The following is a 16,390-nucleotide window of genomic DNA, read 5'->3' on the forward strand; positions in this document are numbered from 1 at the left end:
ATGGAATGTGAGAAAGGTTAAAACCCGTTCATGACGCTTTTTATAGTCCACTCATCTGATGATGTGAAAATTGTAATATCGGTCACATTAACTCGGTCAGCGTAGAAGAACTTTTCGTAATCTATGTGCAACGCGATCTTAACGCTAACGAAACAAACGACATTTAAGTGACGACAATCACAAATAAAGGGCGTAGTTGATGGTAAATCCATCAACCCTTGAGAATTAGGAAGTGGATCAAAGTAACGAACATTTCTGATGTCGTAACATCCCTCTCAGCTCACAGGATTGTACGCTTTTTATACAAACTAGAATTAGGCGATGTGAGTTATTTCTAGTTTTCGCTAGCTTTTATATCTAAGTGACCGTATGGAATGGTTTTTCAGACGGACGCAAGCCCCAATAGTAGCGACATTATCCGGTATTCAAACAGTGTTTTTGATGCTGATGACATCATTCAGTAAGACGGCTTTCAAGGGGGCTTTACTAGAATGATCACGTTGCAGTCATTTGGGTATACATAAATAAGGACATAACTACTAATGTGGATTCCATCTAAGCTTACTCGACCAGGACGCCTGCACAATGCCATCGTGCGCCCACGAGTGTTGGACTTACTACAGCAAGCGCCTTACTACAAATTGGTTTTATTCCGATCCCCAGCAGGTTACGGAAAAACAACAATGGCAGCGCAGTGGCTATCCGATAAGCCAAACGTCGGTTGGTACAGCATTGATGACAGCGATAACGACGGCTTTCGCTTTGTAAACTATCTGCTTCAAGCATTAAACAAAGCCACCAACTTCAGTTGCGCTAACGCACAAAAACTGGCGGAAAAACGTCAGATCTCGTCTTTACGCTCCCTATTTAGCGAAGTATTCGCTGAAATGGCTGACTTTCATCAAGAGTGCTACGTGGTGCTTGATGACTACCATTTAATCACGAATGATGAAATCCATGAATCCATGCGTTTCTTCTTAAAGCACATGCCAGACAACCTCACCGTTGTGGTAACCAGTCGTGCAGCGCCGCCTCTGGGCACTGCAAACTTACGTGTTCGTGATTTAATGATCGAAATCGGCAACGAGATGTTGGCGTTTGATACCGAAGAAACCACTCGCTTCTTTAACCAGCGTATCGCCGATGGTATCGATGAAGACATGGCGAACAGCCTAAGAACTTATGTTGAAGGTTGGCCATCGGCGATGCAGTTGATCGCATTACAAGCCCAACATCAAAACCGCACATTGGCACAAACTGTAGAGTCGGTATCGCAGTTCAATCACGCGCACTTGTGGGATTACTTGGTCGAAGAAGTGTTTGACTTACTCGATCACGAAACTCGTCACTTTTTAATGCAAGTATCCGTGCTTGACCACTTCAATGATGAGTTAGTGTTTGCCCTTACCCAACGCGAAGATGCACTGGGAATGATTGAATCGCTTAACCGTTACGGCTTATTCATTTACCCGCTCGAAGGGGAACAGAACTGGTTCCGGTTCCATAACTTATTTGGCGAGTTTTTATCTCATGAGCGCCAAGCTCGTATTCCTCAGCAAGAAAAAGATCTCCACCGCAATGCTGCTATCGCTTGGTTACAACAAAAAGCACCACACCAAGCGATTCATCATGCACAAAAATCGAATGATAAGGACTTAGTGGTAGAGATCCTAAACGAATTCGGCTGGAAGATGTTTAACCAAGGCGAACTCAGCACACTGGAAAGCTCAATTAACAAGTTGGACGATGATCTGTTGTTCAGCCACCCAAAACTTACGATGCTCCGAGCATGGTTGGCTCAAAGTCAGCATCGTTATAACCAAGTGGGCCACCTGCTTGAAGAAGCGGAAGAGGAACACAAAAAGCGTAACATTGCGTTAGATATTCATTATCAAGGTCAAGCAAACGCGTTGCTTGCTCAAGTGGCTATCAACAGTAACCAACCAGAAAAAGCTCTCGAATTAGCGGAGCTAGCGCTTAGCCAACTTGATAACACTATTTACCGTAGCCGAATTGTGGCGACTTCGGTTGTTGGTGAAGTTAACCACGTGCTAGGTAAACTAGACCGTGCTTTGCCGATGATGCAACAAACTGAAAAGCTAGCTCGTCAGTATCAGGTATATCACCAAGCGTTATGGGCAATATTGCAGCAAAGCGAGATTTTAATTGCACAAGGTTACGTGCAAGCTGCCTTTGAACTACAAGATTCCGCATTCCGTCTGATTGAAGATCAGCAGCTTCAGCATGTTCCTCTTCATGAATTTTTGCTGCGTATTCGCGCGCAAGTACTTTGGTGCTGGAACCGACTTGATGAAGCGGAAGAATGCGCGTACAAAGGTCTGCAAATTCTCGAAAACCATTCACCAAGCAAGCACTTACATAGCTATTCGATGTTGGCGCGTATTGCGATTGGACGCGGTGAATTAGACAAAGCCGGTAAATTCATTGAGCACATCCAACACTTGATGAAACAGTCGACTTACCACGTAGATTGGACTGCAAACGCTTCACTATCGTTGATTCTATTTTGGCAAGCGCGCGGGAATACCGATGCAATGCAAGAATGGCTCAACACTGCGGTTCGTCCTGAATCGGCATGCAACCACTTTTCTCAATTGCAATGGCGTAACATTGCTCGTGCCCACATTAACTTAGGCCAATATACCGACGCTCGTGCTGCGTTAGATTTTCTCCAAGGTGAAGCTCGTCGCACTAACCTAATCACAGATACTAATCGCAACTTAGTGGTTGAAGCGGTCCTTTCTGCTCGCCAAAAAGATGAGGAGCAAGCCAAGGCACTGTTAAAAGAAGCATTAGTAATGACGAACCAAACTGGCATGGTCGGAAACTTCCTGATTGATGGTGCAACCATTGGCGGTCTGCTGGAGAAGTTGAGCCTCCGCCATGAACTGGGCGATCTTGAGCGTCACCGTGCTCAACAGTTAATGAAGGACATTTCATCGAATCAACGTAGCCGGTCAATTCACTTTGATGAAGACTTTATTGAAAAGTTGGTGAATCACCCTAATGTGCCAGAGCTAGTACGTACCAGCCCATTAACACAACGCGAATGGCAGGTTCTGGGGCTGATTTATTCAGGCTTTAGTAACGAGCAAATCGCACAAGAGCTGGATGTGGCAGGTACGACAATTAAAACCCACATTCGCAACCTGTACCAAAAGCTTAATATTGCTAATCGTAAAGAAGCCATTGTGACAGCTGAAAATTTGCTACAGTTAATGGGATACTGAACTGCTAGATAAACGGGTTAAAACGTAAAGTAAAACACAAGGGTTGACGTAACACGTCAGCCCTTTTTTATGACTGACAGAAAGAGAAGTGCAATTTGCAAAGCACGTAAGTAACGTTGTTCATATAAAAAAATAGCCAACCGCAATAATCGCGATTGGCTTATATTTAGTGTGAACAAATTGTATTCACTAACAACGTCAGTTGGCTAGGTGACCCTCGGCTTAAGAAGGGTCGATCAGTATTATGCATTAATCATGCCAAAATGCAAAGACTTATTTTTGGGCACAAGATCTCATATAAGCTGGATTTATTCACGCGCAAATTATCAAAATGCAATTTGGTAATGCAAATTGCAATTGCATAATGCAACCAAGATTGATAATTGATAGTAGAGTTAATCATCTCAAAAATGTAAACCAAGCATTAAAAGCTCGTTACGGCGGCATTGTCTCTTGGCGGGTAATAAAGATAGGCAATAGATTGGATATAAAACCAAGTAGTTACAGCACTATTTCATACTTTTTTCATCGCAATGTTTGTATACTCTCTGCCATCGAAACGACTTAGCATTAGAGCAATGAACTACTTAATTACTTTCTTCAAGGGAATCGCCATGGGTGCAGCAGATGTTGTACCTGGTGTATCTGGCGGCACCATCGCGTTTATCACTGGTATTTACGATACGCTGCTTGAAAGCATTCGACGCATTAACCCCTCACTTTTCTCTATCTGGCGAAAAGAAGGGGTTAAAGCCGCGTTTAATCACATCAACGGATTCTTCCTTATCGCTCTGTTTGCCGGCATTTTCACCAGTATTGCAACGCTAGCAAAGTTGATTACTTGGCTTCTTGACACACACCCGATCCCACTTTGGTCATTTTTCTTTGGTCTGATTTTGGTCTCTGTGTATCACATTATTCGTCAGGTTGAGCAACGCGATCTTGTCCGCTTTGTCATTCTGCTCGTTGGTGTCGGGTTTGCTTATAGTATTACTGTGCTCAAACCTTTACACATGGAACCAACGGCCATTAACACCTTATTCGCTGGAGCTATCGCGATTTGTGCGATGATCTTGCCGGGTATCTCTGGCAGTTTTATTTTGCTGCTGATTGGCATGTATGCTCCTGTATTAGCCGCAGTGAAAGGTTTTCAAGTCGATACATTAGCGCTATTTTTGTCTGGCTGCGTGATCGGTTTACTGTCCTTCTCTCACTTATTGTCGTGGTTACTACGCAAGTTCCGTGATTTCACCCTGATGTTTTTGACTGGATTAATGATTGGTACGTTGCCAAAGATTTGGCCATGGAAAGAAACCATCACTTGGCGCACCAATTCGAAGGGCGAGCAAGTGCCATTGCTACAGCACAACCTATCACCATTTGAATTTGAACACGTGACATCACAACCTTCTCAGTTAGTACTTGCTGTCGTAATGATGCTTGCAGCCATTGCTCTAGTTTTGGGTCTAGAGAAATTCGCAGATTCAGATAAATAACTTTGGTATCAAACACATACTGAACCAAATAAAAACGGAGCCAATTGGCTCCGTTTTTATCTATTGGCTAAGGGCAAAAACATCTCAATTGAAAACTCTGCTGTATTTGATGCAATAAAGTTCGTCGCGTTACTAAGAAGCTGGTCACCGAGGTATAACGCACAATTTACCGAGGTCACGAGTTGGCGAGCGGCGCATCTGTGCTACGATGCTCGTAATGTTAAGTGATAAATGCTGAACCTTAATGAAACTGTTACAAATCGCCGCTGTTTCAGCCGCATTAGTTGCGGGATTTTATGCCCCGACTCTAATAAAAAGCTTTTCTTCTTCCACTCAAAGCAAGTCAATAGATGAATACTGCTTTCTCTCTACAACCTCTTGCGTCCAAGAAAATGTTACGATGACGCTAAACTCAGAAACTGCTCAACCCTTGGTTCCTACCACTCTAAATGTTGAGTGGCATACAAGCGATGCTAAGCAACTCATCCTAAGTCTTTCAGGAAGAGAAATGGAGATGGGTGAGCCTAAGTTTTTGCTGAAGCAAATCGCTCCTGGCCAATATCAAGGTGACATCATTCTCCCGGTTTGCACGGAGGATGCAATGACTTGGGTTGGTGAACTCAGTGATGGAGAGAATACCGTTTACCCTGCTATAAAAATGCAAAGATAAGGAATCGTTATGAGCCACAATTGGTCCCTATTTCTCGTAGCTGCTTTCGCACTCGGGTTTGGCGTAAAGAGCTATTTAGATAATCAGAAAACGAAGCCAGAGCAAGTGGACAGTTCCACCTCTCAACAAACGGTATTGTTTGGGGAAAATAACCAAGCCGTCAATATCTTCGATGTGAATGACCCTCGCATCCGAGTCGTCTATTTTGGCTTTACTCGCTGCCCAGACGTTTGCCCAACTTCTCTTGCAATGCTGGCAGGAGCACTGAATCAAATTGACGACGCGCAAAAAGCACAACTACGCCCGATGTTCATTTCTTTAGACCCAGAGCGTGATGAGGCCGATGCATCAGCAAAATATGCCCATTACTTCCATCCAATGATTGAAGGCCTATCGGCACCACTTGATGTAACAACACCTTTGGCACACAACTATGGTGTCATTTTCCGCAAGACAGAATTGGAAGGCTCGGAACTAAAGTACACGCTGGATCATAGCTCTTACTTTTACTTCTTGAAGCCGGATGGCACGTTAATCACTAAAGTACCGCATACGCTCTCGCCGGCACCGATTGTTGAAGCCATTTCAAAACTAACGACCGAAGACTCTTCAAATGACGGTTAAGTCAGTGCTGAAGCAATTTTTCAATTTCCTAACTCATACCAACCCCAATGTCGAACAAGACGTCGATACGATCATTGACGCCATTGGGGGCATAGAGAACCTGCTAGAAACTGGTGCATGTGCGACTCGGCTGCGTCTTACCCTCAGAGCGACGTCCGTCATCGATAAGAACGCACTCAAGAATCATGGCGCGCATGGCGTCGTGATATTGGATGATCGTCATGTCCAAATAATATACGGCTTAAAAGCCAACACGTATTCGCAGATTATGGAAGAGCGCATCACAAAACAAAGTTAATATTTTTGCAGTATAGCTACCCTCTTTAAAAAAGGGCGGCTATACTCTTTTGGCTTAATTAACTCACTTATTTATTAACCAACGAAGAGGACACAAGATGATTGTATTGAATAACACTAACTGGGCATCGCAAGGGTAACCCTAACAGCACCAACTCTGTGGCATAGCCACAACTCCCCTTCTCTGCCCGGTCTTCACCGGGGTCAACTCTATCCGAATTAGACCCTAATGCGATTTGTATTAAGGCGCTTTGTTGCGTCTGGGATAATTCAATAATGAATCAAACACATACTTTTTGTGACACATTAGTTTCAACTTCAAACCCTCTAAAACAATTGGGTTGGAAACCATTTTTTCAGCAACAACTGACATTAGACGATTACGACAACACTATCTTTGCTCGTGTAATTGCGCATCACCGAAGTGGTTATTTATTGGCAACAGAAACTGGGCAAGTTCATCTTAATGCCCACCATTCTTTACCCAATATGACCGTCGGAGACTGGGTAATCTTAAATGAAGATCAGCAATTTGTTCGCTTACTGGATCGCTTGAGCCTCTTTAGCCGCAAAGCCGCTGGCAGCAAAGTGGTAGAGCAACTTATCGCAGCCAATGTGGATACAGTGTTTATCGTCTGTTCCCTTAACGACGACTTCAATTTAAGTCGTATTGAACGCTATCTTGCCTTGGCTCATGAAGCCGAAGTCGAACCCGTCATCGTGCTTTCCAAAGCCGATTTGTATGACAATACTGATGAACTAAAAAGCCAAGTACAGAAGCTCGACCCTCTATTAGCTATAGAGACAGTCAACGGCTTAGAAATAGAGAGTGCTTCTAAACTCATGACCTGGTGCAAAGAAGGACAAACCCTCGCTTTTATCGGTTCTTCAGGCGTTGGCAAATCAACTCTTGTTAATGCATTACTCGGGCAACAAGAACAGGCAACTGGGCATATTCGTGAAGACGATAGCAAAGGGCGACATACAACTACATCGCGCTCTATCCATCTATTACCTGATGGCGGCATCTTGATTGATACTCCGGGAATGCGCGAGCTTCAACTAGCAGATTGTGAATCGGGGGTCAGTGAGGCATTTTCTGACATTGAGGCGCTCGCTCAGCGTTGTCGCTTTGGCAATTGTAAGCACCAAACTGAGCCAGGCTGCGCAGTTCAAACTGCGATTGAAAATGGCAAACTGGAAGTTCGTCGTTTCAATAACTATCAAAAACTATTGCGAGAACAAGCCTTTAACGGTGCGACTTTGGCAGAGCAACGAGCACAAAGTCGACAATTCGGTAAACTTGCTCGCAATGCCATGAATGATAAGCGCAGGCGCCAACAAAGTTATTAATTTGTTGCGTTTGAGTTGTCAATAAAATCAAAGGAGACGAAAGTCTCCTTTTTAACAACTTTATTAAAAACCATTACTCATAACTAATGATAATTTTCAACATAAAAATCTTATTTAAATAACATTGAGCAAACATTTAATCCAAAAACAAACTAAAACTAGACACAAAATATTACCAAGCTAAGATATGTGATATTCAGCAAGAAAATGGCTGAATTTATAAAAACAGGATAATTGATAATCATGTGTCTTAGTGACCAGAAGCAATGCTCACCCCTTGCAATATAAGGGCATTATCGCCGTGTAATGATGGACTATTGCCCTGCCACTCTGGCATAAAATTGCAGGAATGATGTATGCAACACAACAGCCTCGTTGCCCGATATGCTCGTGGTAACCTCGTCGTCCAGATCCTTGTCGGTATCGTCTTTGGTATTTTGCTCGCGACAATTTCTCCAAGCCATGCCGAAAGCGCGGGATTAATTGGTAGCCTTTTTGTCGGTGCGCTTAAAGCGATCGCGCCAATTCTTGTGTTTATTTTGGTTGCCGCTTCAATTGCAAACCAAAAGAAAAACCAACACACTTACATGCGCCCAATCGTTGTACTGTACCTGATGGGTACATTCTTCGCGGCGCTATCAGCAGTGGTTCTAAGCTTCCTTTTCCCGACCAATTTAACGCTTGTCACCGGCGCTGAAGGTGCAACGCCTCCTCAAGGTATTGCTGAAATTCTACGCACATTGTTGTTTAAACTGGTCGACAACCCAGTAAATGCACTAGTAGAAGCAAACTACATCGGCATTCTTGCTTGGGGTGTGGGTCTGGGTCTTGCACTACACCACGCATCGGCAACAACGAAGGCCGTATTTGAAGATCTAAGCCACAGCGTGTCTCACATTGTGCGCTTTATCATTCGTCTTGCACCATTTGGTATCTTTGGCTTGGTTGCTTCAACGTTTGCGACAACGGGCTTTAGCGCACTAGCAAGCTACGCACACCTTCTGGCGGTTCTTCTTGGCGCAATGATGATCATCGCACTCGTTGTAAACCCAGCGATCGTGTTCGTTAAAACCAAACAAAACCCTTACCCACTTGTATTCCGTTGTCTACGTGAAAGTGGTGTAACTGCGTTCTTCACTCGTTCAAGTGCGGCGAATATTCCAGTAAACATGGCACTATGTGAGAAGCTAAAACTGGACGAGGATACATACTCAGTATCTATCCCTCTAGGTGCGACCATCAACATGGCTGGTGCTGCAATCACTATCACAACACTAACGCTTGCAGCTGTGCACACTATGGGTATCGAAGTTGATCTACTGACTGCGCTACTTCTAAGTATTGTAGCTGCGGTTTCTGCATGCGGCGCATCAGGTGTTGCAGGTGGCTCTCTACTACTTATCCCACTTGCGTGTGGCCTGTTTGGTATCTCAAACGACGTAGCAATGCAGGTTGTAGCGGTTGGCTTCATTATCGGTGTGATTCAAGACTCTGCAGAAACTGCGCTAAACAGCTCAACAGACGTTGTCTTTACGGCAGCAGTTTGTAAATCAGAGCAGCAAAAAGCTCAGTAAGACTGACAGAACAAAGAGAAAGGGGAGCCGATGATGGCTCCCCTTTTTTGTTTAATTGCGCTCAATTACGCGGTGACCAAAGCCACCTCTTCAATTGAGAAATGCTTACTTGGCTCAACAAACTCTTGCTGCGCAGCAATAGTTTGCAGCTCCCATTCGCCTGCATGGTACGTTGCACTTAACACCCCGTAGCATGCGTCATGACAATGTTGGAAAGCTTGCTTGGGAGACCAGCCTTTTAAGAGTCCCGCGGTAAAGATAGCTGAAATAAGATCGCCCACGCCAACAGGTTGTTTAGCAAACTCAAATTGAGGACGCTTCGCAAGGTAAATGCCTTCTTGCGTAGCCAGTAGCATGTTAAAGCTGCCATTTTCTAGGCAGTAAAGGTGCTTAACTAGCACAACTTTTGGACCTTTCGCTAGCGCACGCTGACATGCGGTGATCGCATCGTCTAGTGAGTGGATTTCCATCTCAGCAAATTGACTCAGCTCGAATTGGTTCGGAACGATCACGTCCGCCATTGGCATCAAACGAGTCAAAAGATTTTCAGCAATACCCGGAGCCACAATGCAGCCTTTGTCTGGCGCGCCCATCACAGGGTCGCAAACGTAAAGTGCGTTCGGGTTTGCTTGTTTCACTTTCGTCACGGTATCTTCAACAGCAAGGCACTGCTCTGCGCTACCTTGGTAGCCCGTCAATACCGCTTGGCACTTTTCCAGCGCGCCGATGTTACCAAGTCCACGAACTAACTCGCTGATGTCTTCAGCCGCAAACGCTCGCCCAGTCCAGCCTTCTTGATACTGCGTGTGGTTAGAAAATTGAACGGTATGAATCGGCCATACTTCGAAACCCATGCGTTGCATTGGGAAAACGGCACTGCTGTTACCAGCATGACCAAAAGAAACATGAGATTGTATAGAGAGGATACCTTGCATAGTACCTTACCTCTTATTGTAGTTATCGATAGTTCAAAGACAGCGGCAAGCGCCAGTTTTGCGAAACCAGTAGTGTATCCGACAAACCAAGATTCTCTAACTCAATTCTCCTCAATATCTTCAGAGTAAGTTGGCGCGCTGGTTTTCAACACCATCTTCTTAATTTCCATTTTGTCTTTATTCAGTGCGATTTCTAGGGTATCTCCTTCCCTTATCCCGAGCTGAGCCAGGATTACGCTTGGAATGACTACGGCGGTGTCGTCACCGATTTTAACAGGTTGACTTATCATCTTTCGTCCTCCAAATGTCGAAAATGAGTTTTCACGTCATTGGATGCCTAGCCTCAAATACGTTGAGCTGACTTTGGTTTGGCGTAACATTTTAAAGACAAAAGAAAAGCCTCAATCTTGAGGCTTCTGGATAAGATAGGTTATGGTTGAAGGAAGTTTTGAGTGAAATCGAGCGCCTCTTTAGAAAGTTTTTTTTCGTTGGGCGATGTGCTTGCCTGACCTTCTGCTGTTACCGTTGTCATGTTAGGCTGAAAATCTAGTGTTGATGCCTCCTCCCAAGCCTCGGAGGCTTCTTTACTCTCGTCATTCAACACCGCATTGAGCTCCTCTTCCGCAGGAAAATACGCTTCGCGTTTGTACACTTTGTTAAGGGCTCGAATAATAGAGTGCTTTCTAACCATTCCTGAGGCCAGCTTTCTTTGCAACGGCTTCGCTATGGACTGCAATCCAACGACAACATCAACACCAATATTGGTTGCCACTTCATCACGCAACGTACGTGCAGGTTGGTAGCCCATATTAGCAGCAAGAAACAGCCAAACGTAAGCAATTGCATTACCCGTTTTACCTTTATCCTTCCACGCTTCGCCAGCATGATACATCGCTTTAGCACTGCCACCTTCCGCGGCCCGTTCCAGCCAGTAGCAACCTTTAACCATGCTTTTTTCTGTACCAATGCCATTTAGGTAACATAAGCCGACTTGGATTTTGCCATCCGCACTGTCTTTTTCCGCCGCTTTCATAAACCAGTAAAGCGCATCTGCACTGCGTCCTGCACTATTGTCTGGTGAAAGCTGCCATTCCCCCATATAAATCATGGCATCAATGCAGCCTTCTTCGGCGGCAGTTTCAATCAGTTGGTTACCTTTTGGGATATTTTTTTCAGTTCCTCGACCAAAGACCAAGGCCTTGCCCGTCGAAAATTTCGCTTCGGTATCCCCTTCCATTCCCGCAATTGCGGTACGCCAGAAGTTTGCCTGCTCTTTTAAAATCACATCTTCGCGCATGCGTTCACTTAAGCGAACAATGCCGTACATCCCCGTCACATTGTCCAGTTTAGCGGCTTTATCATACCAATACAGCGCTTGACGAATGTTGTCCTTTTCGGCTTCTTTCGCTAGAAATAAAATGGTGGGGATATGCCCGGTTTCTGCTTTGAACTCTCGCTCTTTACGCTCTTGCTCTCGCGCTTTATGCATCGCCTTTCGATAAGCGGCTTCGCGAGCTTTCCTCTCTGCCTCGAGTCTCTGTTTCCGCATCGACAACGAGATCATCCACACAAATATCAGGACGAGTGAAAGGCCAGTTGCCGCAATGGCAATGCCCATACTACTCATAAATAGCCTCTTTTGGTTTCAGGGCCCAATTCAACTCCCTTTCAGGGAAATCTTATGATTACGCGCCGACGTAACGCCGACTACCTTCATTATATAACGACCACTTAGCGAAAATCTGAAGCTTGCGAAGACTTAATGGCGGTATTTTATTCAACATCACTGCAACTTATTTTTAAAAGAAAAATATAGCCCTCATTTTTATAGAACTTAATCACGGTTTTGGGGCTGAGACATTCTCATCCCCTATCATCCCCCCTTACTCATCCCATAAAAATTTACATTTTAATGATGTGCAGAATCTCTCATTATGCGCCTGTTTTATTATTTAATTTGTGAACAAAATCGACTGTGACAGAAAATTTGCATCTGTAAAAAACTTAACAGCCTGCTCTCACATTTTGCTGATGATTCAGTGTATTAGCATCTAATTGAACATTTCCTTTTTTGGCATCTGCCTTTCTAGCGTGTGCAAAACCTTCTTGATGATTGAGTCAGCGAAGGCAGCGCGCAGCTCAATATCAATTCAATAACAATGGATTTGTAAACGTGGACAATAAGACATTTAAATTATCAACAATTGCCAAAACCGTACTGCCTTTGATTTCCGTCGCGGTAATCAGCGGTTGTGGTAGTGATAGCACGAACGAAGATACGACGAACCCTGGCTCAGGCTTGTACCCTGCGGGAGAGAACGAAGTCGTCATTTATTACAAACGTGATGTAGCATCAGCTTCAACAGCAAGCGACTACGAAGGTTGGGGCTTGCACCTATGGAACGGTGAGGGCTGTACCAGCACAGATTTAGACGCAATGGGCATTCCGGGAACAGGAACGGATTGGTCTGCGCCACACCCATTCGATGGCATCAACGACACCTACGGTGCTTACTACGTACTGAAAGTGAACCCAGATGCCTCTGACCCACACGAATGCATGAACTTCATTCTGCACAAAGGTGATGAGAAAGCGTTCGGCAGCGCAAACTCAAAAGTAGAGTTGACGAAAATCGGCGAATCGAAAGGTTTGTTTGGCTTCCACGGCAGCAGTGAACTTTACTACGAGCCAATAGAAGAGCGCCCTGTTGATATTGATGGTCAAAAAGCGCATTGGCTAGATGCCAACACCATCGCGTGGGAAGCGGCGGCCAATGCGGATTCCATGAAGCTGTTCTACAGCCTTAGCAATGACATCAAAATGGATGAAGATAAGCAAATCTCTGGCGGTACAGCGGTTGAGCTGACAAAAGCTGGTGAGTTGTCTGATGGTCTGAAATCACGTTTCCGTCACCTTGCTAGCCTTCAAGCTGCGGGTATCGATGTCGATGACGCGACCTTGCGTACGATCCTGAAGTCACAAATCGTTATGGTGGCTTACAACGCAAATGGTGACGTCATTTCTGCAACTGAAGTGCAAAAACCGGGCGTTTTGGATGCGGTGTTTGCCGATTCCAAGGCAGGTAACGCGATCGGTCAAGAACTCGGTGCGATTGTGGAAGGCGGTGCCGCAACCTTCAAACTATGGGCACCAACTGCCCAAGATGTTGATCTGATAATCTACGATGAAAACTTAGCAGAAGAAGCGACCGTTGCCATGACGGAAGACCCAGCAACAGGTATCTGGGTTTCTGAGGCACAAAGCAACGTTGTCAACAAATACTATCGCTACCAAGTTAAGGTATACCACCCAACAACTGGCGTCGTTGAAACGCGTTTGGTAACAGACCCATATTCAATGAGCTTGTCTAAGAACTCACGATACTCGCAAGTGGTTGATTTAGATGATCCAAGCTTAATGCCTCAAGATTGGAAAAACTACGCACGCCCAACGGTTAAAAAAGACGAAGACCACGTCCTTTACGAGTCACACATTCGTGATTTCAGCTTTAACGACAGCAAAGGCACACCAAGTCTTGATGGCAAATATCTGGCGCTTACAGAACCTGAGCGTGAGTCTGTATCTCACTTACAAGCCCTGAAAGATGCTGGCCTAACAACGCTACATATCCTGCCTGCGTTTGATATTGCAACCGTGGATGAAGACGCTGACCAGCGAGTCGATATCACCGACACCGTGGGTAAACTTTGTGGCATCAAGCCAGAAGCCTCCATTTGTGAGACCGAAGATGACGGCAAAGTGATTGAAGAGGTATTAAATAGCTACGACCCAACAACGGGCAAAGCACAAGCGTTGATGAACGATCTTCGCATGCTAGACAGCTTCAACTGGGGTTACGACCCTTACCACTACACCGTGCCAGAGGGCAGTTATGCGACCGATCCTAACGGGTCTAAGCGTATTCTTGAGTTCCGCGAAATGGTTCAAGCGACGCATAAAATGGATCTGAAACTGGTCATGGACGTCGTGTACAACCACACAAATGCATCTGGTGTGAACGAAAAATCAGTACTGGATAAGATTGTCCCTGGGTACTACCACCGCCTAAACGTCAACACTGGCGGCGTCGAAAACTCAACCTGTTGTGATAACACCGCAACCGAGAACTTGATGATGGGTAAACTAATGGTTGACTCATTGATGGTATGGGCGGATGACTATAAAGTCGATGGTTTCCGTTTTGACCTTATGGGCCACCAGCCGAAAGATGTGATGGTTTACGCACTTGAAAAAGTCCGTGAAATTGACCCGAATACCTTGTTCTACGGCGAAGGTTGGGACTTTGGTGAAGTCGCGCAAAACGCTCGCTTCGATCAGGCGACACAAGTCAACATGGCGGGGACAGAAATCGGTACTTTCTCTGATCGTCTGCGTGACGCAGTTCGTGGCGGAAGCCCGTTTGATGGCGGTGTAGATTCTGAAGGTAAGCACCCACTTCGCTTTAACCAAGGCTTTGGTAATGCTGCTTACCCTAACGAAGAAACCAAAACTGACGCAGAATCGGTGAATGGTCGTTTACACAACCAAGATCTGGTTCGTCTAGGTATGGCTGGTAACTTGGCTGACTACATCCTTCTTGATTACAAAGGCGAAACCAAGCTGGGTAAGAACGTTGATTACAATGGTGCGCCTGCAGGCTACACAAAAGTGCCATCAGAGAACATCTCTTACGTGTCTAAGCACGACAACCAAACATTGTGGGATAACAACGCATACAAGATTGCGACAGGCACTTCATCTGCCGAGCGTGCACGTATGCAGTCTGTGTCCCTATCAACGGTGATGCTTGGTCAAGGCATTCCATTCATCCACATGGGTTCTGAGCTATTGCGCTCTAAATCTATGCAGCGCGACTCGTACGATTCTGGTGACTGGTTCAACCGTGTATTCTTCGACGGAAGCGATAATAACTGGAACGTTGGTCTACCACGTGAAGACAAAGACGGTGCAAACTGGGAGCTGATCAAAACCATCGTTGGTGACAGCACGGCGAAACCAGATTCAACCGACATCGAGCTGACTAAGCAACAATTCCTAGAGCTACTAAAAATCCGTAGCACAAGCGAACTGTTCCGCCTAGATACCGCGCAAGAAGTGATGAACCGTGTGGACTTCCGCAACGTAGGGAAAGACCAAGTGGAAGGCTTGATTGTGATGTCTATCGACGATGGTACATCAGCAGGTGCCGATTTAGATTCGAACTACGATGCTGTCGTGGCCGTTGTGAACTCAACATCAACTGAGAAGTCTTTCAAAGTTGCTGGCGCAACTGGTTTCGAGTTACATGAAGTTCAACAAAACTCTGCGGATGACATCGTGAAAGGTGCAAGCTTCACCAATGAAACGTTCACAGTACCAGCACTGACAACAGCGGTATTCGTGCAGCCACAAAACGGCGCACAAGGTGCTGGCCTACCAGTAAACACGGATAACAAAGACGTATCGAGCATTCCTCCTTACGGCGAAACCGTTGTTTACGTGAAAGGCACGATGAACGAGTGGTCTGATAGCAGTGATTGGGCGATGACCTTTATTGGCAACGGTATGTACTCTGTAACTGGCGTTCTTGAAGCTGGTGAACACGAGTTCAAATTCGCGGACTCTGGTTGGGCAAATCCAAACATCGGTTGTGATATTGCGAATATAGCTTCTGGTTCACTAGACTTAGGTTCAGAAGGTAACTGTAAGCTGTCTGTTGCTGAAACAGGTAAGTACAACTTCACTCTGAACGCGCTGCATGTTCAAGATGAAAGCGTAGAAAAACCGGTCGTGTCAGTGACCAAATCAGCAGATGCACCAACATTCGGTGAAACAGCACTATACTTACGTGGCACTATCACTACATGGGATGCTCCAGCACAAGACTCAACAGCGAAGTTCAGCTATGTTGCAAATGACGTTTATTCGCTAGACATTGACCTAGCGGCGGGCAACTACGAAATGAAAGTTGCGAGCGCAGACTGGGCAGCAGACACCAACTTCGGTGGCGAAGGCAGTGTTGAGCTTGGTAAAGCGCTAACGATGGAAGTCGGTGGCGGTAGTGCAAACCTGAAAATTGCGATTGCAGAAGCAGGAAATTACAACTTCCACTTCAACGCGGCTGACAAGTCGGCGCCAATCGTGACGGTAACGAAAAACTAGTTTCATTTAAAAACATCCGTAATGAAA

11 protein-coding genes are annotated in these 16,390 nt (G+C 45.4%); 8 read left to right on the top strand and 3 right to left on the bottom strand.

The annotated features are described in order from the left end of the window. Nucleotides 1-542: 542 nt before the first annotated feature. The 7 genes from malT to sstT all read left to right on the top strand — a co-directional run bounded on the left by malT (nt 543) and on the right by sstT (nt 9,265). Entirely contained in the window at nt 543-3,251 is a 2,709-nt protein-coding gene (gene malT / locus R7Q46_RS03610; RefSeq protein WP_005374834.1) for an HTH-type transcriptional regulator MalT, read from the top strand. A 578-nt stretch (nt 3,252-3,829) separates the two neighbouring features. Next, on the top strand, nt 3,830-4,747 hold the full coding sequence (locus R7Q46_RS03615; RefSeq protein ID WP_031778872.1) for a DUF368 domain-containing protein: 918 nt from the start codon (nt 3,830-3,832) through the stop codon (nt 4,745-4,747). Between the two features lie 244 nt (nt 4,748-4,991). Further along, nucleotides 4,992-5,417 carry a hypothetical protein gene (locus tag R7Q46_RS03620; RefSeq protein ID WP_025768641.1) on the top strand — a complete coding sequence of 142 codons (426 nt, stop codon included), beginning with the start codon at nt 4,992-4,994 and terminating at the stop codon, nt 5,415-5,417. A 9-nt stretch (nt 5,418-5,426) separates the two neighbouring features. Then, nucleotides 5,427-6,041 carry an SCO family protein gene (locus R7Q46_RS03625; RefSeq protein WP_005384635.1) on the top strand — a complete coding sequence of 205 codons (615 nt, stop codon included), beginning with the start codon at nt 5,427-5,429 and terminating at the stop codon, nt 6,039-6,041. Then, nucleotides 6,031-6,339, top strand: coding sequence for a PTS transporter subunit EIIB (locus R7Q46_RS03630; RefSeq protein WP_005384641.1), 309 nt, complete (start codon nt 6,031-6,033; stop codon nt 6,337-6,339). The genes R7Q46_RS03625 and R7Q46_RS03630 overlap by 11 nt, the downstream gene beginning before the upstream one ends. Before the next feature lie 275 nt (nt 6,340-6,614). Next, on the top strand, nt 6,615-7,691 hold the full coding sequence (gene rsgA, locus R7Q46_RS03635; RefSeq protein ID WP_318077291.1) for a ribosome small subunit-dependent GTPase A: 1,077 nt from the start codon (nt 6,615-6,617) through the stop codon (nt 7,689-7,691). A 356-nt stretch (nt 7,692-8,047) separates the two neighbouring features. Beyond that, complete coding sequence (gene sstT / locus R7Q46_RS03640) at nt 8,048-9,265, top strand: serine/threonine transporter SstT (protein ID WP_005374821.1); 1,218 nt, start codon at nt 8,048-8,050, stop codon at nt 9,263-9,265. A 65-nt stretch (nt 9,266-9,330) separates the two neighbouring features. Here the strand turns inward: sstT and pdxY are convergent, their stop codons facing one another. From pdxY to R7Q46_RS03655, 3 genes are all read right to left on the bottom strand, one after another. Continuing rightward, the gene (gene pdxY, locus R7Q46_RS03645; protein ID WP_213871294.1) at nt 9,331-10,200 is read right to left on the bottom strand and encodes a pyridoxal kinase PdxY; all 870 of its coding nucleotides are present in this window, start codon (nt 10,198-10,200) and stop codon (nt 9,331-9,333) included. Nucleotides 10,201-10,301: 101 nt separating this feature from the next. Further along, the gene (locus R7Q46_RS03650; protein WP_017634469.1) at nt 10,302-10,490 is read right to left on the bottom strand and encodes an AbrB/MazE/SpoVT family DNA-binding domain-containing protein; all 189 of its coding nucleotides are present in this window, start codon (nt 10,488-10,490) and stop codon (nt 10,302-10,304) included. Between the two features lie 140 nt (nt 10,491-10,630). Further along, nucleotides 10,631-11,827: a tetratricopeptide repeat protein gene (locus R7Q46_RS03655; RefSeq protein ID WP_054578624.1), complete on the bottom strand. Its 1,197-nt coding sequence runs from the start codon at nt 11,825-11,827 to the stop codon at nt 10,631-10,633. 546 nt (nt 11,828-12,373) lie between these two features. Between R7Q46_RS03655 and pulA the strand changes: the two genes are divergently transcribed. Next, the gene (gene pulA / locus R7Q46_RS03660) at nt 12,374-16,363 is read left to right on the top strand and encodes a pullulanase-type alpha-1,6-glucosidase (protein ID WP_318077292.1); all 3,990 of its coding nucleotides are present in this window, start codon (nt 12,374-12,376) and stop codon (nt 16,361-16,363) included. Nucleotides 16,364-16,390: the final 27 nt, after the last annotated feature.

The organism is Vibrio sp. 811 (assembly GCF_033339195.1).

Excerpts from the sequence above, each read along its gene's own strand:
- malT (WP_005374834.1), top strand. The coding sequence starts at position 543 with ATGTGGATTCCATCTAAGCTTACTCGACCAGGACGCCTGCACAATGCC.
- R7Q46_RS03615 (WP_031778872.1), top strand. The coding sequence starts at position 3,830 with ATGAACTACTTAATTACTTTCTTCAAGGGAATCGCCATGGGTGCAGCA.
- R7Q46_RS03620 (WP_025768641.1), top strand. The coding sequence starts at position 4,992 with ATGAAACTGTTACAAATCGCCGCTGTTTCAGCCGCATTAGTTGCGGGA.
- R7Q46_RS03625 (WP_005384635.1), top strand. The coding sequence starts at position 5,427 with ATGAGCCACAATTGGTCCCTATTTCTCGTAGCTGCTTTCGCACTCGGG.
- R7Q46_RS03630 (WP_005384641.1), top strand. The coding sequence starts at position 6,031 with ATGACGGTTAAGTCAGTGCTGAAGCAATTTTTCAATTTCCTAACTCAT.
- rsgA (WP_318077291.1), top strand. The coding sequence starts at position 6,615 with ATGAATCAAACACATACTTTTTGTGACACATTAGTTTCAACTTCAAAC.
- sstT (WP_005374821.1), top strand. The coding sequence starts at position 8,048 with ATGCAACACAACAGCCTCGTTGCCCGATATGCTCGTGGTAACCTCGTC.
- pdxY (WP_213871294.1), bottom strand. The coding sequence starts at position 10,200 with ATGCAAGGTATCCTCTCTATACAATCTCATGTTTCTTTTGGTCATGCT.
- R7Q46_RS03650 (WP_017634469.1), bottom strand. The coding sequence starts at position 10,490 with ATGATAAGTCAACCTGTTAAAATCGGTGACGACACCGCCGTAGTCATT.
- R7Q46_RS03655 (WP_054578624.1), bottom strand. The coding sequence starts at position 11,827 with ATGAGTAGTATGGGCATTGCCATTGCGGCAACTGGCCTTTCACTCGTC.